Source organism: Bradyrhizobium sp. SZCCHNRI3043 (assembly GCF_032377735.1).
Lineage (GTDB): Bacteria > Pseudomonadota > Alphaproteobacteria > Rhizobiales > Xanthobacteraceae > Bradyrhizobium.
Genome location: NZ_JAUHID010000009.1, coordinates 103,740 through 123,725, shown reverse-complemented (window position 1 = coordinate 123,725; position 19,986 = coordinate 103,740). Strand labels below are relative to the sequence as shown.

The following is a 19,986-nucleotide window of genomic DNA, read 5'->3' as shown; positions in this document are numbered from 1 at the left end:
TCGGTAAGCAAAATAGTTTATGCAGTCAGGTAATTGAATGAAGCCGAAATGTGTCTTAAGGGCAACACAATGGCAGCTTGTTGTGCAGCGCACGGGGGACGACGGATGTCCTCCTAGATAAGTGATTTTGTTGCGGATTTTTTTTCTTTAGGGTCAAGCTTCGTACCGGAACTCCTGAGCAATGGCGCCCTTGAAGAACATGTCTGCCGCACCTGTGGAAGCGGACGCGCAACCGAAGACTGCCGAACATCTGCCGAAGAATCGCGACGCCATTCTTCGCTTCGCCAGGGAGATCTCCACGATCAACGTCCATCTGGAGGAGCTGAGGTACTTCTGGGCCAAGAGAATCGGCATCAGTGGCCCGCAATGGATGATCCTGATGGCGATCTCCGAACTGGATCAAGGCGAGGGAGTTGCCGTGAATGCGGCGGCCAAGCGGCTGCACGTCGACCCCTCCTTCGTCACGACGCAGTCGAAGCTGCTCGAGAAGAAGGGCTTCATGGAACGCAAGCCCGCCCCCAACGATGCGCGCGTGGTCCGGATGTCGCTCACCGCCAAGACATCGGAGCAGTTCGCCGAGCTGGAAGCTCAGCAAGCGCAGATCTTCGGCTTCATCTTCGAGGAATTCGACGCTCGTGAGCTCGCGACCTTCACGGACAAGCTGGCTGGCCTCAAGGACCGTTTCGAAAAGGCCAGCGCGCGACTCACGATGGGGCTCTGAGGCCCCCCCGAGGCGGTCACGGCCCAACCGCCTCTTACAGGCAGCGAGCGCAGACATGCGGTCGCGTCAGCCTGGAGGCCGCGGAGACCCCGCCAGACGCTTGGCGATCCAGTCGAAGACGAAGGCATCGGCTTCGAGCCAATCGGCGCCCGCGCTGGAGACGATCTTCAGGGTGATGTCCGGGTGCTCGCGCTTGATCTGCGCGATCAGCCGGGTTGCGATGTCGGCTCGAAGCCAGCCACGCTCCGGCACCGTCACCAGCAGCGGACACATGATCTGCCGCGCCGCCAGCCCATCGGCCGCGATCGACAGCCTGCCCCGCTCGCCCGCACCGGGTCGGCGCGACAGGAAGACGCGCTCGTGAATGTCCCACAAGCCGGCGTCGCAGACCGCCGCAGCATACCGCGGATCGAGTGCGATGCCGCGCGCGACAAAGGACGAGCTCCAGTCGTCGGCCAGGATCGCGATCCGGCCTTCGTCCACGTCATCACGGGACGTCACGTAGTCCGTCACGCTCGCGATGGCTGATTCGAGATCGCGACCGCCGACGATCTCCTCGAAGCGGCAGTCCGGTCCGCTGCCCAGCAGATCGACCACCAGCAACGCCAAGCCGCGCTGCTCCGCATGGGCTGCAAGCTTGAACAGGGACGTTTCCTTGCGACGGCCGGGCTCACCGATGCAGATGACGGTGGGCGCCCTGCCTGCCTCGCAGCGCGCCGGCAGGAAATAGGCTTCGAGCGAATAGTCCGCGCGCCAGGGAATCGTGACGACCTCTCCTGGCGGATCGGCGCAGCGCAGGAATTCGCGCGCACATTCGCGCATGCGGGACAGCACGACGGCCTGGCGGGAGCGTGAGCTGCTGAACGGACAGGCCGCAGCCTCATAACAATCGACCGCGCGCGACCATTTGCGAAACGCCAGCTCGGGACGGCCGCTGCTCACAGCGTCGGCGGCGGCAGCCTTCATTGCATCCGCGCAATGCATCCACTCGCGATACCAGGACTCGTCGTCGCTGGCGTCGATCCGCTGCGCAACCGCCAGACATTCCGCAAGCTCGGCCCGGCCCTCCGGCCGCGCCTCCAGCAACCGCGTGATGGCGCCCGCCAGATCGTCTTGCTCGGACCACGGACGCAGCACTCCCACAGAGCCTTCCGAACTCATCTTGGACTGATTCCTCGCTGGCGTGACGGTGTGGCCCCGTCATCTAGCGGTCATCGTGACCACCCGGGATTTCCCGGTCAAGCCGATGCGCAAGGAATTTTGCTCCGACCTTTGGTCTACGATGGATGCTTTGCGCTGACGCGCAGCGGTTGCACCGGTACGTTGCAACCGAAAGCCAACCTCAGGAACCGGGCGACGAGGAGATCCTGAAATGAAGAAACCTCCGGCGGGGCATCGCCAGAGGTTTCGTGGAGTCTAACATCATAGGATCGTCGAACTTGGATCGGCAGTGTCCTCTTGAGGAGGGATCGCTATCAGCGCGTGACAAAATTAGCTTATCAACTCATCTGTTTTCAACACCAATTTAAAAAAAATACCGACAGACTGTCAAGTTACTGAAAAGAAACTGATTTTCGATCAACGAGGCGTTCGGAATCCTCCTCATTGCCTCAGCCGCCGATTTTGATTTGTCTCAGTTGCCGATCTTGCATCGATCTTCGAGCGAGCCTGACTCGGGTGCTGGGCCGGAATGCGCTGCCACAAACAGCAAAAACCCCCGGCAGTTTCCTGCCGGGGGCTCTTGAATCCCGATCAGACGATCAGGATCAGAAGTTGCGCTGAGCGCGGAGCAGCAAGGACACCGAGTTCTGGTCCTTGAGCTGGTAGGTCGCCGCCGGCTTGGAAACCGTGGCCGAACCCGGGTACGCGATGTTGCCCGAGTACTTCTGGTCCAGGTTGGTCCAGGCCACGTCGGCCGAGAAGGTCAGGTTCTTGACCGGGGTCCAACGGGTGATCAAGCCGAGCGAGGAGATGTTGAAGTCGGGGTTGCAGGTGAAGCCTGCGCCCGCGATCGCACCCATCGCCGCGCTGCCGCAGATCAGGCCCTTGGCAGTGTTGTTGTAGCTCACGGCAGCCCACGAACCGTAGATCGCCGAGTTCCAGGTCGGGCTCCAGTTGTGGGTGTAAGCACCACGGAAGCCGTAGGTCGTGGTCAGCTGCTGCTCACCGCCGGTCACGAAGACCGAGTCGCTGACGCCAGCGAAGCCGAGCGTGCCGTAGACACCAGCCGTGCTGCTGCCGCCGTACATCGCGTAGGTGGTCGGCACCAGGCTCTGAGCGTTGTAACGGCTCGCACCGTTGGTGTAGACGCCCTGGATGTTGATGGTGTCGCCGGGGCCGGTCGGGATGTTCTTGATCGACAAGGCCAGCTGAGCCGCCCAGCCCCACTTGTCAGCCGGGTGACCGGTGAGCTCGGTGGCGCCGTAGTAGCCGGTGTGGTTGTCATGCGCCGCGAACGACGCCTGGAACAGACCCCAGGCCTGGTCGACGCGGACCATGCCGACGATGTCCGGAGCAACGTTGCCGCCGAACGAGTTGGTGCCGTAGGAGCCGCCGACGATGCTGGCGGCAGTGATGCCCGACACGTTCCACAGGTTAGTGGTGTAGTACTGGGTCGCGTCCTGCGCCGAGATCGCCGCCGTGATGCCCGAGCCGAAGTCGGCGGTGTAGCTGAACTGGTTGACACCGGTCACGGTGCCGCCGCCGCCCCACAGGCCGTCGAAGTTGTTGCCCGGGTAGTTGGTCCAGGGCGCGTCGAACTGCGACACGGCCTTACCCATGGTGAAGCCAGCGAACTGGATGAAGGCGTAGTACACGCCCAGGCCACCCTGCGCGATGTTGCCGTCGGCCTGTGCGCCAGGAGCGCCGGCCGTCGAGTAGGCGGTTGCGCCGGTCGCCGAACCCGAGCCGGCGTAGGTGCCGCTGGTCCAGGTGAACGTCAGATCGGCATAGGTACGAACCACGCCGTACTCGGTCGCGGTGCGCGTGTCGATGTTGAGGTCCTGACGAGCGCGGCTGTAGTAGTAGTTGCTGTGGCGGTTGTTGCCACCGGAGACGCCGTTCACAGCGTTGTTGTACTGGCCGTTGCTGGCGAACGAGGTCTCGGCGCGGACGTAGCCGCCGAGCTTGATGCAGGTGTCGGTGCCGGGGATGTAGTAGAAGCCAGCGCCGTAAAGCGAGCAGACCTTCACATACTCGACCGCCTTGGCCTTGATCGGAAGGTCAGCTGCCTGAGCCCCGGACATGGCGACGAGAGCGGCCGCCGAGCCCAGGACAAGGCTCTTGATCGTGTTCATAATGTTAAACCTCCAAGTTGCTCAGTCAGGGAAGGTTCCGCCTCCGCTGGGTGAGAGACACCCTTGGGGTTGGTACCGTTATCCCTCTTCGACCCGTCGCTCAGCCGCTTCGCGCTATGGGACACACCCGCATGAACGCGAGGGACTTGAGCGAACGACCTAAACGGGACGACGTCGGGATGCCCCCCTTCGTCGTGTGAGCAGAATTACCGAAGGCCTTTGCACACGCAACAAAGGAACCATCATTGCGGCGCCCAGGCGGCGCCTTTTCGGACTGGTGTTGCACAAAAGGCACGCGACCGTGGTTCTGCGGGAACACCTAACTTGCTGTTTATGTTATCGTTTTGTCACAACGCAATTTTGGGTGTTCAGGGCCGCGAGCACTCGCCCGCCAGGAACCCGCCCCAAGTCAGGCACCGGGGCCACGAATCCAGCCAAGGCGCTGAACGAGAATCGGACCGGAGGACAATGCCCTCTGCGCCCCCTGCCACCGGCCCGTCGTTCCAGGCGACCCTCTATATTGGTGACGCTCTATATCAGGGACCATCGAGAGGGCCTGCGCCGCCCGTCGACTTCCATGCCGTGCCGCGTCCGATCAAACGGCAGGCTCAGCTCGGATCGATCGCCAACGGTGGAGATCACCGTCCGGGGCCGATCCGGCGAAGACGCAGCCCTGTGAGGATTTCGAAACCGCATGCAATCTGCCGCTTGCGGCTCAGCGCGGCGTCGGGCATACCGACCCTCGCTGGAGACGTGGCCGAGTGGCTGAAGGCGGCGGTTTGCTAAACCGTTATAGGGTTGTAAAGCCCTATCGAGGGTTCGAATCCCTCCGTCTCCGCCAGCCGCCCGTCGGCGCGGCCAGCAGCCCCCTCCCCCTGATCATCCGCATCAAAGCCGAGCCGTTCACGCACCTGCCGGATCGCAACGGACCGTGGCCGCCGTGATCACGGTTGCCGCGCGATCACGCGCGGGCTCAATCGAACAGGCCACGGCTGATATTGATCACGAAGGCGGCGGGCACGCCGATGACGGTGCCGACGAAGCCATAGCCCAGCGCAGCCCACCATGACGCCGCGCCTCCTGCTCCCATCACGGCACCGTAGATGGCGCCGAGGCCCGCACAGAGCACGGTCACCACGACGAGGCGGCGGTCGTTGTGGGCCTCGACCCGCAAACGCTTCAACTCACGCCGGCTCTGCACCGCAGGCCCGGCCGGCTCGGTCGATCCGCAATGCGGGCACGCCACCGCGCTGAAGGAGACGCCGCTGCCGCAGTCATGGCAGTCGATCAGCTCTTGCCGCCGCGCCTGTCGCCGTGCCTGGCCCATGCCATCAATCCCACCTGCCTGCGTCACATCGGACGACAGATAGGAGATTCATAGGCGCGCGACGAGGCCCGCTTCCCACGAGAATGAACGATCGGGCGCGGGTCACCCCAGCGCTCCCGGTTCGCGGCCGGCGAACTGGCTCGTGCGGCATGGCTCGCACCGAAAGCGAGATCCGCCAAGTCGCGGCCGAGTTCGCTCAGTGCGCGGTCATCCAGGCGCGCGCCTCACGCTGCGCGGTCGCGATCTCGGCATCCGACATCTGCTCGGCGACCTCGCGGCGCATTGCCACGGCGTCGACGCGCCCCCTGAGGGCGGCGAGATTGAACCATTTGTGCGCGGCGATCAGATCGACCGCACCGTCGCGACCGCTCGCATAGAGCATGCCGAGCTCGAACAGGACATCGCCGCTGGCGCCCTGCTCCGCAGTGGTCACATCATCAAAATTGAGTTGTCCCTGAAACATCGTCGCTCTCCTTCGCCCGAGGAGGCGGCCGGTCACCCGAGCACGCCCCCGTCCAACTGTTCAACGCCTGGTTATCCCCATGCCGTCTCGCGGCTTATGCGCGAAGGATGACCGATCAAGTTTGAAAGGCAGTTTAAACATCGTGCTGAACGAGCCCTGAACGCGGAACCCCGCATTTTCCCGGGACGGCTTCAATGCATTGATTCGAAATGGATTCTTCAACTCGGCAAAGAGCGGTTTACCGTTCTGTTTGGCAAACCCCTAACCATCCGCGAAAGCGCTTCACCGCTCCGGGGCAGAGCGCACCACGCAGGCGGTCAACAGCCGCACTGGGACCGGACACGTCTTGACACAGGGTGCGGGAGATTGCGTAGCGCACTGCGGCACGAGTACGCCGAGCTGCTAATAAGGTCGTTCGTCTATGGGAGACTGGGAGGCACGCAGTCGCCGGAGGCGCGGGTGCTCAGGGATCGAGGGCGTCGGCGAACACGTCAGGATCAGATCCCACTCTGGCTGATAGCCGCTCGTGAGATTGCAGACCGGAAACGCGATCTGCACCGAACGAAGAAATCCTGTTTCTTCTGCCGGACCGCACCGCGAGCGAAGCCGCTCTCGAGTTCGATCCGACCGTTGACCTGATGTCTCGCCGACACCCTCTATCGTCTGTTGGAGCTTCAGGAGATCTGCCCGGCTCGCGAGGAGCTATGCCGACCTGCGTTCCAACGACGTGCCGGCATCAGCTGCCGGACTCATCTCGCAAGGACTGCGAGAGTTACTTCTTCTTGGCGACCTTCTTGGTCTTCTTGGCAGTCTTCTTCGCCGCGGTCTTCGCGACCTTCTTCACTGCCTTCTTCGCCTTCTTCGCTTTCTTGGCCATGTTGCCCTCCGATGTGAGATGGCTTAGTCGATGCGTGCACTCGGGAATCGAGCTGCACTCCTCATCGATACACCAACGAGTGAAAAAAAACAGCTTCCGGCTTAAGGAAGTGTTGACAGGCGCGCGCGCACGCGGCTGACGCAACGCGCGAAGCAGTGCGAGGTTCGACATCGCAAACGCGCACGCGGCTGCGCGCGACGCCAAGCGCGCTACTGATAGACATTGCAGGAAAAGCCTACGCTGCAAGCATTTTCTGAACTGCTACATGACAGCGCGAAAGCGGCGGCGTGCACATCGCAAGGCGCGGACTCGCACGATGAAGGCGGCGCGCGGACTCTGAGTCGTAAATTTTGGCAACGAAAAAATTTTCATTGCACACGCCCTCGTGTGCGTTCGAACGCTCGGCAATGGTGGCTTTTTTGCGAATCGCGCGCAGCGATTCGCGAAGTCGTCGGGTCAAACAAAACGGCGCGCACCGTGTGCGCGCCGCTGGAACGAAGACGAGCGATCGCCGTTTCAGATGCCGAGCTTGCTCTTCAGGATGTCGTTGACCGCCTGCGGATTGGCCTTGCCGCCCGACGACTTCATCACCTGACCGACAAACCAGCCGGCCAGCTGCGGCTTCGCTTTCGCCTGCGCCACCTTGTCCGGATTGGCGGCGATGATCTCGTCGACCACCTTCTCGATCGCGCCGAGGTCGGTCACCTGCTTCATGCCGCGGCTCTCGACCAGCTCGCGCGGATCGCCGCCCTCGCTCCAGACGATCTCGAACAGGTCCTTGGCGATCTTGCCGGAGATCGTGCCGTCGCCGATCAGCGCGACGATCGCGGCGAGCTGGCTTGCCGACACCGGCGAGGACGCGATGTCGCGGCCTTCCTTGTTGAGCCGGCCGAACAGCTCGTTGATCACCCAGTTGGCGGCGAGCTTGCCGTCGCGCGCCCGGTCGGACAGCGCCTCCAGCACGCTCTCATAGAACGCCGCGCTCTCGCGCTCGGCCACCAGCACCGAGGCGTCATAGGGCGAGAGGCCGACATCGGCGATGAAGCGCGCCTTCTTCTGATCCGGCAGCTCCGGCAGTGCCGCCTTCAGCTCGTCGACGAAGGCCTGGCTGAACTCGAGCGGCAACAGGTCCGGATCCGGGAAGTAACGGTAGTCGTGCGCCTCCTCCTTGGACCGCATCGAGCGCGTCTCGCCCTTGTCGGGATCGAACCTCCGGGTTTCCTGCTCGATCGCGCCGCCGTCCTCGATGATCTCGATCTGGCGCCGCGCCTCGGCCTCGACCGCCTGGCCGATGAAATTGATCGAGTTGATGTTCTTGATCTCGCAGCGGGTGCCGAGCGGGCCGCCCGGCTTGCGCACGGAGACGTTGACGTCGGCGCGCAGGCTTCCCTTCTCCATGTCGCCGTCGCAGGTGCCGAGATAGCGCAGGATCGAGCGCAGCTTGGTCACATAGGCCTTGGCCTGCTCGGCATCGCGGATGTCCGGCTTGGAGACGATCTCCATCAGCGCCACGCCACAGCGGTTGAAGTCGATATAGGACAGCGACGGCGACTGGTCGTGCAGCATCTTCCCGGGATCCTGCTCGAGGTGCAGGCGCTCGATGCCGATCGTGGCGGTCTTGCCGCCGTCGAGCTCGACCGCGACCTCGCCCTCGCCCACGATCGGGTCCTTGTACTGGCTGATCTGATAGCCCTGCGGCAGGTCGGGGTAGAAATAGTTCTTGCGGTCGAACACCGAGCGCAGGTTGATCTTGGCATTGAGCCCGAGCCCGGTGCGCACGGCCTGCCGCACGCACTCCTCGTTGATGACCGGCAGCATGCCCGGCATCGCCACGTCGACCAGCGAGACGTGGCTGTTGGGATCGCCGCCGAACGCGGTCGAGGCACCCGAGAACAGCTTCGACTTCGAGGTGACCTGGGCATGGATCTCCATGCCGATCACGACCTCCCAGTCGCCGGTGGCGCCCTTCATCAGCTTGCCGCTGGTTGCCGTCATGGCCCTCAACTCCCCATCAGCGCGGAGACGATCCGCTCAAATTCGATATCCAATGCATCCTTGGCGACGGGCTGCCCGGCCTGCCGATACCAGTAGGCGGCATTGCCGAGATCGCCTTCGACGCGATGCAGATGCGCGTGCACCCAGGCCGCGTCGCGGCCGGTCTCGTCCTGAATGATCTTGTGCGAGCGGTCCCAGTCGCCCTTCGCCAGCCACCACAGGCCGGTGAGCACGGGCGACAGTCCGGCCGCGGGCGCGTCGCCCGCGAGGCTCGTCTTGAAATCGGCGACGCTTACCACCACCGGACCGGCGTGAAGCGTCCCGCCGCCTGCTCGATGACCTCGCCGAGCGAGAACAGCGTCTCCTCGTCGAACGGACGGCCGATCAGTTGCAGCCCGAGCGGCAGCCCCTGACTGTCCTTGCCGGCGGGCACGGCGATGCCTGGCAGTCCCGCCATGTTCACGGTCACCGTGAAGATGTCGTTGAGATACATCTCGATCGGGTCGGCGCCGCCCTTCTCGCCGATGCCGAAGGCGGCCGACGGCGTCGCCGGGGTCAGGATGGCGTTGACGCCCTTGGCAAAGCAGTCCTCGAAATCCTTCTTGATGAGGGTGCGGACCTTCTGCGCGCGCAGATAATAGGCGTCGTAATAGCCGGCCGACAGCACATAGGTTCCGATCATGACGCGGCGGCGGACCTCGGCGCCAAACCCTTCGGCCCTGGTGTTCTCGTACATCTCGCCGATGGACTTCCCCGGCACGCGCAGGCCATAGCGGACGCCGTCGTAGCGGGCGAGGTTCGAGGACGCCTCGGCCGGCGCCACGATGTAATAGGCCGGCAGCGCGTATTTCGTGTGCGGCAGCGACACCTCGACCAGCTCGGCACCGGCCGCCTTCAGCCACGCCGCGCCCTCGCTCCAGAGCTTCTCGATCTCGGCCGGCATGCCGTCGAGCCGGTACTCCTTGGGAATGCCGATCTTCATGCCCTTCACTGACCTGCCGATCGCCGCTTCATAGTCCGGCACGGGGATGTCGACCGAGGTCGTATCCTTCGGATCGTGGCCGGCCATCGAGCGCAGCAGGATCGCCGCATCCCGGGTCGTGCGCGCAATCGGCCCGGCCTGGTCGAGCGACGAGGCAAAGGCGACGATGCCCCAGCGCGAGCAGCGGCCATAGGTCGGCTTGATGCCGACGGTGGCGGTGAACGCCGCCGGCTGGCGGATCGAGCCGCCGGTGTCGGTTGCGGTCGCGCCCATGCAGAGCAGCGCGGCCACCGCCGAAGCCGAGCCGCCGGACGAGCCGCCCGGCACCAAGGTGGTGTTGGAGCCCTCGCGGCGCCACGGGTTGCCGACCGGGCCGAAGCACGAGGTCTCGTTCGACGAGCCCATGGCGAACTCGTCATTGTTGAGCTTGCCGAGCATAACCGCGCCGTCGCGCCAGAGCTGCGAGGTCACGGTTGACTCGTAAGGCGGCACGAAATTGCCGAGGATCTTCGAGCACGCCGTGGTGCGGACGTCCTTGGTGGCGAACAGATCCTTGATCCCCAGCGGAATGCCGGCCAGCGGCCCGCCTTCGCCCTTATTGATCCTGGCGTCGGCGTCGCGCGCCATGGCGCGCGCCTGATCCGGCGTCTCCATCACGAAGGCGTTGAGGGCGCGCGCGTCCTCGATGGCCTTGAGATGAGCGTCGGTCAGCTCGAGCGACGTGAAGGTCTTGCTCGCGAGCCCCTTGCGGGCCTCGGCGAGCGTCAGCGAAGTCAAATCGGTCATTTGTTGATCGGGCTGCAGAAGAAAGGAGAAAGCGTCTTGTCGTCGGCCGGGTCGTCCGCGAAGAACTTGTTCTTCGCAGGGGAGGCTTTCTTGGTATTGGCGGCCGCTTCGAGCTGGTCGAGAATCTCGTTCACGGCCTTGTCCGGATCGGCGGCCTTGCCCTGCCGCTCCATCGCGTCGAGATAGTCCATATAGGCCTTGTAGGCCGCTTCATCGTCGCAGAGCAGGCACATGGCGTTGGCTCGCTTGTCGGTTACGGCTCGGGTCGATCGCGCCGGAGCAGCGACCAATCCAACCCCTTGGCTATTCCACGACCTTCGGCACGAGGAAGAAGTGGTTCTCGGTCGCCGGCGCGTTCTTGACGATGTCGTCGGCGATCTCGCCGTCATTGACGACGTCCTGACGCTTCTTCATCGCCATCGGCGTCACCGAGGTCATCGGCTCGACGCCCTCGACATTGACCTCCGACAGCTGCTCGACGAAATCCAGCATCGCATTGAGTTCGCCCTGCAGATGCGGGACTTCGGCGTCAGTGACAGCGATCCGCGCCAATTGCGCGATCCGGCGGACGGTGGCGGCATCGACCGACATTATATAGGGCCTCACGGGACAAGGTGAACCCGCCCTATAGCAGAGCCCGCTTTCGCGCCGCAACCGGCAGCCGTTGGACTTTCCTGGGGCAACATCCCGCCCGAGGTGTCAGCCCGCCATGCTCCGCAGCCGCGCCAGAGCCTGTTCGGCCAGGCTCCGCGTCAGCTCGGCGGCCGGCACCTCGCGCCCCAACGGCAGCGCCTGGCCGGCCCAGAGATTGGTGAAATCCACCCTGCCCTGCTTCTCTGCCGCGGCCTTGAGCGGACCGAGCGCGGTCGCGGCATGCGGAAACGCCGGCGCATCCGGCGAGATCGGCCCGACCTCGCGCATCACCCGGTTGGCGACGCCGCGGGCGAGCCGGCCGGTCATCACGTTGGTGATGACGGTGGATTCGTCATCGGCGGCGGCAAGCGCGGCGCGGGCCATGACGCTGACCTTGGACTCGGGGCAGCGCAGGAAAGCGCTGCCGATCTGCACGCCGGATGCACCGAGCGCAAACGCCGCGGCGATGCCGCGCGCATCGGCGATGCCGCCGGCTGCAATCACCGGCAGCTTCACCGCATCCACGATCTGCGGCACCAGCGCAAACGTGCCGACCTGCTCGGCGAGCTTGTCGGTCAGGAACATGCCGCGATGGCCGCCGGCCTCCGCACCTTGCGCAATGATGACGTCGGCGCCGTTCCGCTCCAGCCATACCGCCTCGCGCACCACGGTCGCGGACGCCATCACGACCGCGCCGGTCGCCTTCACGCGCGCAAGCAGTGACGGCTCAGGCAGGCCGAAATGGAAGCTGATGATCTCCGGCCTCAGCTCCTCGACGACGGCGCACATCGCGGCATCGAAGGGAGCGCGGTTCGCGGCCGTCACCGGAGCCGCCGGATCCACGCCATACTCCTGGTAATAGGCGCCGAGCCTCCGCTTCCACGCGGCCTCGCTGATCGCATCGGCCTCGACCGGCGTGTGGCAGAAGAAGTTCACATTGACCGGCGCCGACACGCGCTGGCGGATGATGTTGACCTGCTCGCGCGCCTTGTCCGCGCTCAGCATGGCGCAGGGCAAGGAGCCGAGCCCGCCGCCTTGCGCCACCGCGATCACGAGATCGGCGTCCATCACCCCGGCCATCGGCGCAAGGACGATCGGATGTTCGGTCTTGACGAGATCGAGAAACCGGCGATCGGGCCACATGGTCTGCTCCTTGTGCTTGCTTGTTCTTGGCGAGGATGTGCCTTCGGATGCGCGTCACGCATGCGGGCCCCGACAATACCGCGGCAGGAACGCGCGTGACAGTCGAGAGTGCCGGCAATGCGGAACGCAGGCCACGTATTCCACCACACGAGATCACGACTGCCGGCGCACGGCCCGGCAACATCTTCCGGTGCGACACTCAGACAAAGTGCAACGCAAGATCGAAAAACAATTTGGTTCCGCGGCGCCCTCAGTTAGGATGCGGGCGCTGGCCAGCGCGAAACACAACAAACGTCAACATGTCGGAGGAAATGCGATGCGCAACGCGTTCGTGTTGTGCTGCTCGATTGCCATGATGGGTGCGATCGGGACGGCCAATGCCCAGGACAAGACCCCGGATTGGACGAAATCGAAATGGGGCCCACAGGACGAGATCGGCGCGGCCAACTACATCACGCCGGAGCTCGTGGTCAAAGCCGCCTCGCTGGTGAAGACCGGCAAGACCTACCCACTCGGCATGATCGTCGATTCCAAGACGCCGGCCTATCCGCCGCGTTCGTTCAAGATCACCGTGGTGCAGCCGGGCCAGGCCGGAATTCCCGGCCTCGGCCCGAACAAGGCGACCTACAATGACGACATCGTCGAAGGCTGGGTCGGCGTCGGCAGCCAGATCGACGGGCTCGGCCATCTCGGCATCGAGCACGTCTACTACAACGGCAACAAGCTGCTCGACTTCGCCGATCCGACCGGCCTGAAGAAGCTCGGCATCGAGAAGGTGCCGCCATTGGTGGCGCGCGGCGTGCTGCTCGACATGGCCGCCTATTACAACACCGACGTGGTCAAGGAAGGCACGGCGTTCAACGTCAAGGAGATCGAGGAAGCTGCCAAGAAGCAGGGCGTCGAGATCCGCCAGGGCGACATCGTGATCTTCCACACCGGCTGGCTTGGTTTGATCGGCAAGGACGACAAGCGTTACGGCGCCGGCGAACCCGGTCTCGGCGTCGAAGGCGCCAAATACCTGACCTCGAAGGGTGTGGTCGCAGTCGGCGCCGACAACTGGGCGGTGGAGGCGATCCCGTTCGAGTCGTCGAACCTGTTCGAGGTGCACCAGATCCTGCTCGCCATGAACGGGACCTACATCCTGGAGAACATGGACACGGCGGAACTGGCCAAGGACAAGGGCTACGAGTTCCTGTTTGTGCTCGGCCAGCCACGCTGGCGCGGCGGCGTCCAGGGCATGATCAACCCGATCGCGATCCGTTAAGCTCCGCCGATCTCCTCGTGAGGGCATCCCGGGAGCGCCGCGTCCTCACGAGGAGTCGGGAATCGTCCTGCGAAAGCAAACCTTGGACAAGGAGCCCGCCGCAGGCGCGCCTGAAGCTGGCCGACAGAGACCCGGGATCGGCGGGTCAGTCGATCAAGCCGCCCCTATCGGACGTCAATTTAGGTAGCCGAGCAACAAGGCGCTCGCCATGTCTCGCGCACGCGGGGCGAGCGCCGCATCCGACAATTCGCCCGCAGTCCAGAAGGACAACACGCCGCGGAAACTGAAGGCGAGTTGCTCTGGAAGGCAGCGCAGGGCTTGTTCTCGCCGGCCGGCCCTCAGTCCCTCTCCCTTCCCCAAGGCCAGTGCCCAGAAGGCAGTGGATCGGGACAGCGTCTGACCGGGCGAAGCCTGGGCGGCACCCAGCCATCCCATCACGGTCCGGTTCACGTCTGGATTCTCCAACATCACTGCCACCGCCGTATCAATAGCCAATAGCACGCGGGCATTTGCATCTCTCGATGGTGGCGCGGCGGCGTACCGCACCTCCATGGTGTCGATCCGACGTATGGAGAGAGCCTGCATGATCGCGGCCTTGTTGCCGAACTGATTGAACGGCGTCGCGAAGCTGACCCCCGCCTCAGCGGCAAGGTCCCGCATCGAGAAATCGGCCCTGCCCTGACGGAGAAGCCGCTCTGCGGCATCGAGGACGTGCCGACGAAGCGGCTCGCCTCTCATGCCACTGGATGAATGTTCGGTCTTGCCACGTGCCATGCAGTATATATATCATGATATAGATAACCTTGTCATGCGGAGTTGTACGATGGCGGCTGCCGATTCGAAGATCTTCCTCATCACTGGCGTCAGCTCGGGCTTGGGCCGAGCGTTCGCAAAGGGCGCGCTGGCCGCCGGCCATCGGGTGATCGGGACCGTGCGAAGGGTCGGCGATGCCGAGGCTTTTGCCGCGCTTGCAGCGGGCAAGGCTCATCCTCTCGTGATCGACGTTACGGATTTCGATGCAATCCCGGCTGCTGTGGCAGAGGCCGAGAAGCAGATTGGCGCGATCGACGTACTGGTGAACAATGCCGGCTACGGTCACGAGGGCACGCTGGAGGAGTCCTCGCTCGACGATCTGCAGCGGCAGTTCGCCGCCAACGTGTTCGGCCCTGTCGCGATGATGAAGGCCGTGTTGCCGGGGATGCGCGCGAGGCGGCGCGGCCATATCGTCAATGTGACCTCCATGGGCGGCTTCATCACCATGCCCGGGATCAGCTTCTATTGCGGCAGCAAGTTCGCGCTGGAGGGCATCTCGGAGTCGCTCGGCAAGGAAGTGGCCGCCTTCGGCATTCGCGTCATTGCGCTTGCGCCCGGTCAGTTTCGGACCGATTGGGCGGGACGGTCCATGGATCGCACGCCGCGCAGCATTTCCGACTACGACGCCGTCATGGATCCGATTCGCGCCGCCCGATTGGCCAAGAGCGGAAACCAACCCGGCGATCCCGCGAAGGCCGCACAGGCATTGCTTGCCCTCGTGGAAGCCGAAAGACCGCCTGTACGGCTGTTCCTCGGTGAGGACGCGCTGGCCCTGGTCGAGCAGAAGATCGAGGGCATGAAAGCCGAAGTGAGTGCCTGGAACAAGCTCTCGCGCTCCACCAGCTTCGCTTGATGATCCGAAGCCGGCGCATCCGGGAAAGACTGCAACGCTCGACATCTGGGCCGGTCGACTCGCGTGCGCGAGCTTCGTCGGGGCGGCGAAGCGATGCACGCCCTCACCTGCTGGCTCGCCACGCGCCTGCGTGTTAAGCGCATTGCCATGCCCGCCCCCATTCTCCCCCTTGTCGAAGCCGCCGGCCGCTGGCCCGAGCGCGGCGCGCTCATCGGCCTCGATCTCGGCACCAAGACCATCGGCGTCGCCGTGTCCGATCCCGATCGCCGGCTCGCCACCGGCGTCGAGACGATCCAGCGCAAGGCCTTCAAGGCCGATGCCATCAGGCTGCTTGCCATTTGCGCCGAGCGCAAGGTGGTCGGCTTCGTGCTCGGCCTTCCCATCAACATGGATGGCAGCGAGGGGCCGCGGGCGCAATCGACCCGGGCGTTCGCGCGCAATTTCGCCGGCCTTACCGACCTGCCGATCGGCCTGTGGGACGAGCGGCTGTCGACGGCGGCGGTCGAGCGCGAGTTGATCGGCATGGATGTCAGCCGCGCCAAACGCGCCGAGGTGATCGATACGCATGCGGCGATCTTCATCCTGCAGGGTGCGCTCGACCGGCTGACGACGCTGCGCCGCTCGGGTCAGTAGTCGCATGGGCCCCGTCATCGCGGCGCTGGCGCCGGTGTTCCTGCTGATCGTGGTCGGCTTTGGCCTGCGGCGCAGTCTGATGCGGCTCGATACCCAGTGGCACGGGCTGGAGCGGTTGACCTACTACGTGCTGTTCCCCGCCCTGCTGCTGCAGAGCCTCGTCAAGGCGGATCTCAGCAAGGTGCCGGTGGCCGGCATCGGCGGCGCGCTGTTCCTGGCGATGCTGGCGATGTCCGCGCTCTGCCTCGCCCTGCGGCCGCTGCTCGCGCGCGCCGGCGTCGACGGACCGGCCTTCACCTCGATCTTCCAGGGCGCGACGCGCTGGCAGACCTACGTCGCGCTTAGCGTATCGGGCAGCCTGTTCGGCCCCACCGGCCTTGCAGTGGCGTCGGTCGCGATGATCGCGATCATCCCGATGGTCAACGTGTTCAGCGTCGCGGTGCTCGCCCATTATGCCTCGCCGAACCGCCGCTCGCTCCGCGAGATCCTCGCCACCATCGTGCGCAATCCGCTGATCTGGGCCTGCGTCCTCGGCCTCGCGCTCAACGTCGCGCGGGTGCCACTGCCTAAACTCTGGCATGATGCCGCCGACGCGCTCGGCCAGGCGTCGCTGCCGATCGGCCTCCTGGTGACCGGCGCCGGCCTGCACTTCGAAGGCTTGCGTCGCGCCGGCCCGGCCGCCGCGCTCGGCGTTGTGCTCAAGCTGGTCTTGATGCCCCTCCTCGCGATCGGGCTCGCCGGATGGTTCGGCGTCACCGGCCCGAGCCTCGTGGTGGTCGCGATCTGCGCGGCGGTGCCGACCTCGCCCAGCGCCTATGTGCTGGCCAAGCAGATGGGCGGCGACGCGCCGCTGCTGGCGCAGATCATCTCACTGCAGACCGTGCTGGCGGCGCTGACCATGCCGCTCGCGATCGCCTGGGCCGGCTGAACACCGCCGCTCAGGAGTGGCCGCTGGCGAGCCACATGGTCTGCACGGTGGCGGCGAGGTTGTTGAGGCCATGCAGCACGACGGTCAGCCAGGTCGAATGGCTGACCGAGCGCAGATAGCCGAACCACAGGCCGAGCGCGAGCACCTCGAGGAAGAAGTACCAGTCATACTGCAGATGCATCGCGGTCCAGACCAGCGACGACAGGACGATCGCGCCCGGCACCCGCAGAAACGAATCCGACCAGCCGCGATAGAGGAAGCCGCGCGCGAACAATTCCTCGGACAGCGGCGCCGCGACGCAGAAGGCGAGCACCATCAGCCAGACCGTGCCGTCGCCCTTGGCCGTCTTCAGGACGTCCAACATGAAGCCCGGCGAGACCTCGCGCCCCGTCGCCCGTGACATCAGGTCCCAGGCGACGACGATCACCACCATGCCCACGATGCCGATGCCGACATACTTCCACGACGTCCAGCGCAGGCCGAGATATTCGGCGAAGGGCGTGCGGGTATGACGGACGGCGAAATAGACCGCCAGCAGCACGGCCGGCAGGCCCATGATCACCGACAGCGACAAGGTCAGCCCGCGGCTGGCGATGTGAACCAGCGCAGCGGCGTCGGTCGGCCCGTCCCGCATCAGCAGAAAATAGCCGACCACCGCAGCCTGGCCGGCGAACAGCGCGATGAAGATCACGAAGCCCCACAGCGCGGTCCACCAGAAGCCGAGCGTGCGCGGCTGGTGTTTCGCAGGCGCGACCTGTTGCGGTGGATTGGCCGGATCGAGCGAGTCCGCGACGGCGGCTTCAGGAGAATCGGTCAAGGCAGGGCGCGCTCCAGCAAGGCACGGATATCGGCGGGATCGAGATCGACCGCGCCATACATGCTCGGATGCACGGCGGCGAGCCGCGTGGCGGCGAACAGTTCGGCGTGAGCGGGCGTGACAGAATTGAGTGCGGCCGCGGCTGCCAGCAGCGCCAGCTTCTCGACCGCAAGCCGGGCAACGCGCTCGGAATCCGGCCGGCGGAAGCCGGTCTCGATGAAAGCGAGCGCCTCCGCCGCGCCGGGAAGCCCGCTGGTCTCTGCCTTCAGTTGCATCAGCACGTGCGCGGCCGCCTCCGCCTCGCGCGTCAGCGCCCGCAGCACGTCGAGGCACATCACGTTGCCCGAGCCCTCCCAGATCGCATTGACCGGCGACTCCCGGAAATGGCGCGCGAGAATGCCGTCCTCGACATAGCCGTTGCCGCCCAGGCATTCCATCGCCTCATACAGGAACGGCGACGCGCTCTTGCACACCCAGTATTTGATCGCCGGTGTCAGCAGCCGCACGTAGTTCGCCTCCCGCGGCGACAGAGGCGCACGATCGAACGCCTGACACAGCCGCATCACCAGCGCCACCGTCGCCTCGACATGGAGAGCCATGTCGGCGAGCACCGCCTGCATCAGCGGCTGGTCGGCGAGATGCTTCTGGAACACGCTGCGGTGGCGCGCGTGATGCAGCGCGTGCGCGAGCCCCGAGCGCATCAGGCCGGCCGACGAGATCGCGCAATCCTGCCGCGTCAATTGCACCATCTGGATGATGGTGCTGATGCCCCTGCCCTCGTCGCCGACCCGCTCCGCATAGGCGCCGACGAACTCCACCTCCGACGAGGCATTGGAGCGGTTGCCGAGCTTGTCCTTCAAGCGTTGAAACTGGATCGCGTTCACCGAGCCATCCGGCTTGAAGCGCGGCATGAAGAAACAGGTCAGGCCACCTTCGGCCTGCGCCAGCACCAGGAAGGCGTCGCACATCGGCGCCGACATGAACCATTTGTGCCCCGTGATGCGATAGCCATCGGTCGTGCGCTCAGCGCGCGTCATGTTGGCGCGCACGTCGGTCCCGCCCTGCTTCTCGGTCATGCCCATGCCGAGCGTCATGCCGCGCTTCTGCCACCACGGCGCAAACGCCGGATCGTAGTCATCAGTCGCGATGACCGGCATCGCTCTTGCCAGCAGATCCGGCTGGGCGGCCAGCGCCGCCACCGAGGCCCGCGTCATCGTGATCGGACACAGATGCCCGCTCTCGACCTGCGAGGCGATGTAGAACTTCGCGGCGCGCACCACCTCCGAGCAGCCGCCGACGGGCTGGCCTTCTGCCGTCCATGTCGAATTGTGCAGGCCGGCCGCGGCCGAGCGCGACATCATCGCATGGTAGGCCGGATGAAATTCGACGACGTCTCGCCGAAAGCCCTTGGCGTCGAAGCTGCGCAGCTTCGGCGTGTTCTCGTTGGCGAGCCGGCCCTGCTCGGCCATCTCGGCCGAGCCCCACAGCGCACCGAACGCAGACAGCTCCTGCTCGGCGCCAGCACCGCCATTGGCCTTCACCGCGTCGACCAGCGGCTGGTCTGCCGTGAACAGGTTGACGTCCTCGAATGACGGCGACTGGTTGAAGACCTCATGGGTCGCGAAGGAAGACTGCGTCATGGCCGTGCCCTGCTACAGATCGATCATCGGCGCGGCCGAATGGGAAAAACATAAGTGGTCGCGCCAGCGCCCGGCAGCGAAAAGTGCCACCACTCCTTGGCATAGTTCACAAAACCTTGCCGCGCCATGGCCGAGAGCAGCTCATCGCGCCAGCGCCGCTGCTCGGACGTCAATCCTTGCGCGGCGGTATGCGCCTTGGGATCTAGACAGTCGTAGCCGGTTCCCATGTCGACGCTGCCCTCGGGCGCGCGTAGCGCTGCGGGCGCGGTGCAGTCCGCGTAGTCCTTGGCCGGGTCGAACACCGCCGAATTATCCGCCGCGAGCTCGACCAGCGTGAGATCGAGCGCCGCACCCGTCGAATGGCTCGAACGCACGGCGATGTAGCCGAGACGGAACAGGTCCTGCTTGGCAATGCGCGGAGTGTAACGGCGACCGGCCGTGGTCTCGACGCCGTCCTGCGACCAGGCCAGCATCTCCGCCACGGCACGCACCGGCCGGTAGCAGTCGAGCATCTTCAGCGACAGGCCGCGCGGCCGCAGCTCGGCTTGGATGGCCTGCAGCCGCCGCGCCACGTCACGCGTCACGACGCATTCGGCCGCCCCGTAGCCCGGCAAAGGGCGGCCGACGAAATTGTTGCTGCCGGCATAACGGATGTCCTGGAGGATCGTCGGGTCGATGTCGCGGAGATAGACGAAATCGAACGGCAACGCGGCCGCACAGGCCGGCACGATCGCTGCCAGCAGGATCAGGGCATATCGGAGCGGACCTCGTCTGGCGATGGCCCGCCAGCCGATGGTTTGGAGCCCCCTGAGAGG

General features: G+C 65.0%; 19 protein-coding genes and 1 tRNA gene. 6 read left to right on the top strand and 14 right to left on the bottom strand.

Annotated elements, in window-relative coordinates; all coding sequences use genetic code 11:
* Positions 1–199 precede the first annotated feature (199 nt).
* A complete protein-coding gene (locus QX124_RS19585; RefSeq protein WP_315740267.1) occupies positions 200–721 on the top strand; it encodes a MarR family winged helix-turn-helix transcriptional regulator in 522 nt (173 codons plus the stop codon).
* Positions 722–787: 66 nt separating this feature from the next.
* Here QX124_RS19585 and QX124_RS19580 read toward each other — a convergent pair whose 3' ends face one another.
* The gene (locus QX124_RS19580) at positions 788–1,864 is read right to left on the bottom strand and encodes a hypothetical protein (RefSeq protein WP_315740268.1); all 1,077 of its coding nucleotides are present in this window, start codon (positions 1,862–1,864) and stop codon (positions 788–790) included.
* 623 nt (positions 1,865–2,487) lie between these two features.
* Positions 2,488–4,017: a porin gene (locus tag QX124_RS19575; RefSeq protein WP_315740269.1), complete on the bottom strand. Its 1,530-nt coding sequence runs from the start codon at positions 4,015–4,017 to the stop codon at positions 2,488–2,490.
* Between the two features lie 747 nt (positions 4,018–4,764).
* Here QX124_RS19575 and QX124_RS19570 point away from each other — a divergent pair.
* A tRNA-Ser gene (locus tag QX124_RS19570) sits at positions 4,765–4,858 on the top strand.
* A 132-nt stretch (positions 4,859–4,990) separates the two neighbouring features.
* Here QX124_RS19570 and QX124_RS19565 read toward each other — a convergent pair.
* The 8 genes from QX124_RS19565 to QX124_RS19530 all read right to left on the bottom strand — a co-directional run bounded on the left by QX124_RS19565 (position 4,991) and on the right by QX124_RS19530 (position 12,223).
* Positions 4,991–5,344: a hypothetical protein gene (locus QX124_RS19565; protein ID WP_315784481.1), complete on the bottom strand. Its 354-nt coding sequence runs from the start codon at positions 5,342–5,344 to the stop codon at positions 4,991–4,993.
* Positions 5,345–5,540: 196 nt separating this feature from the next.
* A complete protein-coding gene (locus tag QX124_RS19560) occupies positions 5,541–5,807 on the bottom strand; it encodes a hypothetical protein (RefSeq protein ID WP_315740271.1) in 267 nt (88 codons plus the stop codon).
* A 1,393-nt stretch (positions 5,808–7,200) separates the two neighbouring features.
* Positions 7,201–8,679, bottom strand: coding sequence for an Asp-tRNA(Asn)/Glu-tRNA(Gln) amidotransferase subunit GatB (gene gatB / locus QX124_RS19555; RefSeq protein WP_315798009.1), 1,479 nt, complete (start codon positions 8,677–8,679; stop codon positions 7,201–7,203).
* Between the two features lie 5 nt (positions 8,680–8,684).
* The gene (locus tag QX124_RS19550; protein WP_315740273.1) at positions 8,685–8,981 is read right to left on the bottom strand and encodes a hypothetical protein; all 297 of its coding nucleotides are present in this window, start codon (positions 8,979–8,981) and stop codon (positions 8,685–8,687) included.
* Positions 8,972–10,447, bottom strand: coding sequence for an Asp-tRNA(Asn)/Glu-tRNA(Gln) amidotransferase subunit GatA (gatA, locus tag QX124_RS19545; protein WP_315773130.1), 1,476 nt, complete (start codon positions 10,445–10,447; stop codon positions 8,972–8,974). The genes QX124_RS19550 and gatA overlap by 10 nt, the downstream gene beginning before the upstream one ends.
* The gene (locus QX124_RS19540; RefSeq protein WP_315740275.1) at positions 10,444–10,680 is read right to left on the bottom strand and encodes a hypothetical protein; all 237 of its coding nucleotides are present in this window, start codon (positions 10,678–10,680) and stop codon (positions 10,444–10,446) included. The genes gatA and QX124_RS19540 overlap by 4 nt, the downstream gene beginning before the upstream one ends.
* A 70-nt stretch (positions 10,681–10,750) precedes the next feature.
* Complete coding sequence (gene gatC, locus QX124_RS19535; RefSeq protein ID WP_315773127.1) at positions 10,751–11,038, bottom strand: Asp-tRNA(Asn)/Glu-tRNA(Gln) amidotransferase subunit GatC; 288 nt, start codon at positions 11,036–11,038, stop codon at positions 10,751–10,753.
* A gap of 108 nt (positions 11,039–11,146) precedes the next feature.
* The gene (locus tag QX124_RS19530) at positions 11,147–12,223 is read right to left on the bottom strand and encodes a nitronate monooxygenase family protein (RefSeq protein ID WP_315798008.1); all 1,077 of its coding nucleotides are present in this window, start codon (positions 12,221–12,223) and stop codon (positions 11,147–11,149) included.
* Positions 12,224–12,539: 316 nt separating this feature from the next.
* Here QX124_RS19530 and QX124_RS19525 point away from each other — a divergent pair, with 316 nt between their 5' ends.
* On the top strand, positions 12,540–13,487 hold the full coding sequence (locus tag QX124_RS19525) for a cyclase family protein (RefSeq protein ID WP_315740280.1): 948 nt from the start codon (positions 12,540–12,542) through the stop codon (positions 13,485–13,487).
* Positions 13,488–13,661: 174 nt separating this feature from the next.
* Here the strand turns inward: QX124_RS19525 and QX124_RS19520 are convergent, their stop codons facing one another.
* Positions 13,662–14,261 (bottom strand): TetR/AcrR family transcriptional regulator, encoded by a 600-nt coding sequence (locus QX124_RS19520; protein ID WP_315784489.1) that lies wholly within the window; start codon positions 14,259–14,261, stop codon positions 13,662–13,664.
* Between the two features lie 49 nt (positions 14,262–14,310).
* Between QX124_RS19520 and QX124_RS19515 the strand changes: the two genes are divergently transcribed.
* The 3 genes from QX124_RS19515 to QX124_RS19505 all read left to right on the top strand — a co-directional run bounded on the left by QX124_RS19515 (position 14,311) and on the right by QX124_RS19505 (position 16,714).
* Positions 14,311–15,153, top strand: coding sequence for an oxidoreductase (locus tag QX124_RS19515; RefSeq protein WP_315798007.1), 843 nt, complete (start codon positions 14,311–14,313; stop codon positions 15,151–15,153).
* Positions 15,154–15,300: 147 nt separating this feature from the next.
* Positions 15,301–15,786: a Holliday junction resolvase RuvX gene (gene ruvX, locus QX124_RS19510; RefSeq protein WP_315798006.1), complete on the top strand. Its 486-nt coding sequence runs from the start codon at positions 15,301–15,303 to the stop codon at positions 15,784–15,786.
* Between the two features lie 4 nt (positions 15,787–15,790).
* Positions 15,791–16,714 (top strand): AEC family transporter, encoded by a 924-nt coding sequence (locus QX124_RS19505; protein ID WP_315758615.1) that lies wholly within the window; start codon positions 15,791–15,793, stop codon positions 16,712–16,714.
* 10 nt (positions 16,715–16,724) lie between these two features.
* Here QX124_RS19505 and QX124_RS19500 read toward each other — a convergent pair whose 3' ends face one another.
* Genes QX124_RS19500 through QX124_RS19490 form a run of 3 tightly spaced genes read right to left on the bottom strand, consistent with a single transcriptional unit; the run spans position 16,725 to position 19,920 of the window.
* Positions 16,725–17,531, bottom strand: a complete 807-nt coding sequence (locus QX124_RS19500; protein ID WP_315784495.1) for a CPBP family intramembrane glutamic endopeptidase — start codon at positions 17,529–17,531, stop codon at positions 16,725–16,727.
* The gene (locus tag QX124_RS19495) at positions 17,528–19,171 is read right to left on the bottom strand and encodes an acyl-CoA dehydrogenase family protein (protein ID WP_315798005.1); all 1,644 of its coding nucleotides are present in this window, start codon (positions 19,169–19,171) and stop codon (positions 17,528–17,530) included. The genes QX124_RS19500 and QX124_RS19495 overlap by 4 nt, the downstream gene beginning before the upstream one ends.
* Positions 19,172–19,194: 23 nt before the next feature.
* Entirely contained in the window at positions 19,195–19,920 is a 726-nt protein-coding gene (locus QX124_RS19490) for a M15 family metallopeptidase (RefSeq protein ID WP_315798053.1), read from the bottom strand.
* Positions 19,921–19,986 lie beyond the last annotated feature (66 nt).

Coding starts and splice junctions, on each gene's coding strand:
- QX124_RS19585 (WP_315740267.1), top strand. CDS start 200: ATGTCTGCCGCACCTGTGGAAGCGGACGCGCAACCGAAGACTGCCGAA.
- QX124_RS19575 (WP_315740269.1), bottom strand. CDS start 4,017: ATGAACACGATCAAGAGCCTTGTCCTGGGCTCGGCGGCCGCTCTCGTC.
- QX124_RS19565 (WP_315784481.1), bottom strand. CDS start 5,344: ATGGGCCAGGCACGGCGACAGGCGCGGCGGCAAGAGCTGATCGACTGC.
- QX124_RS19560 (WP_315740271.1), bottom strand. CDS start 5,807: ATGTTTCAGGGACAACTCAATTTTGATGATGTGACCACTGCGGAGCAG.
- gatB (WP_315798009.1), bottom strand. CDS start 8,679: ATGACGGCAACCAGCGGCAAGCTGATGAAGGGCGCCACCGGCGACTGG.
- gatA (WP_315773130.1), bottom strand. CDS start 10,447: ATGACCGATTTGACTTCGCTGACGCTCGCCGAGGCCCGCAAGGGGCTC.
- QX124_RS19540 (WP_315740275.1), bottom strand. CDS start 10,680: ATGTGCCTGCTCTGCGACGATGAAGCGGCCTACAAGGCCTATATGGAC.
- gatC (WP_315773127.1), bottom strand. CDS start 11,038: ATGTCGGTCGATGCCGCCACCGTCCGCCGGATCGCGCAATTGGCGCGG.
- QX124_RS19530 (WP_315798008.1), bottom strand. CDS start 12,223: ATGTGGCCCGATCGCCGGTTTCTCGATCTCGTCAAGACCGAACATCCG.
- QX124_RS19525 (WP_315740280.1), top strand. CDS start 12,540: ATGCGCAACGCGTTCGTGTTGTGCTGCTCGATTGCCATGATGGGTGCG.
- QX124_RS19520 (WP_315784489.1), bottom strand. CDS start 14,261: ATGGCACGTGGCAAGACCGAACATTCATCCAGTGGCATGAGAGGCGAG.
- QX124_RS19515 (WP_315798007.1), top strand. CDS start 14,311: ATGGCGGCTGCCGATTCGAAGATCTTCCTCATCACTGGCGTCAGCTCG.
- ruvX (WP_315798006.1), top strand. CDS start 15,301: ATGCCCGCCCCCATTCTCCCCCTTGTCGAAGCCGCCGGCCGCTGGCCC.
- QX124_RS19505 (WP_315758615.1), top strand. CDS start 15,791: ATGGGCCCCGTCATCGCGGCGCTGGCGCCGGTGTTCCTGCTGATCGTG.
- QX124_RS19495 (WP_315798005.1), bottom strand. CDS start 19,171: ATGACGCAGTCTTCCTTCGCGACCCATGAGGTCTTCAACCAGTCGCCG.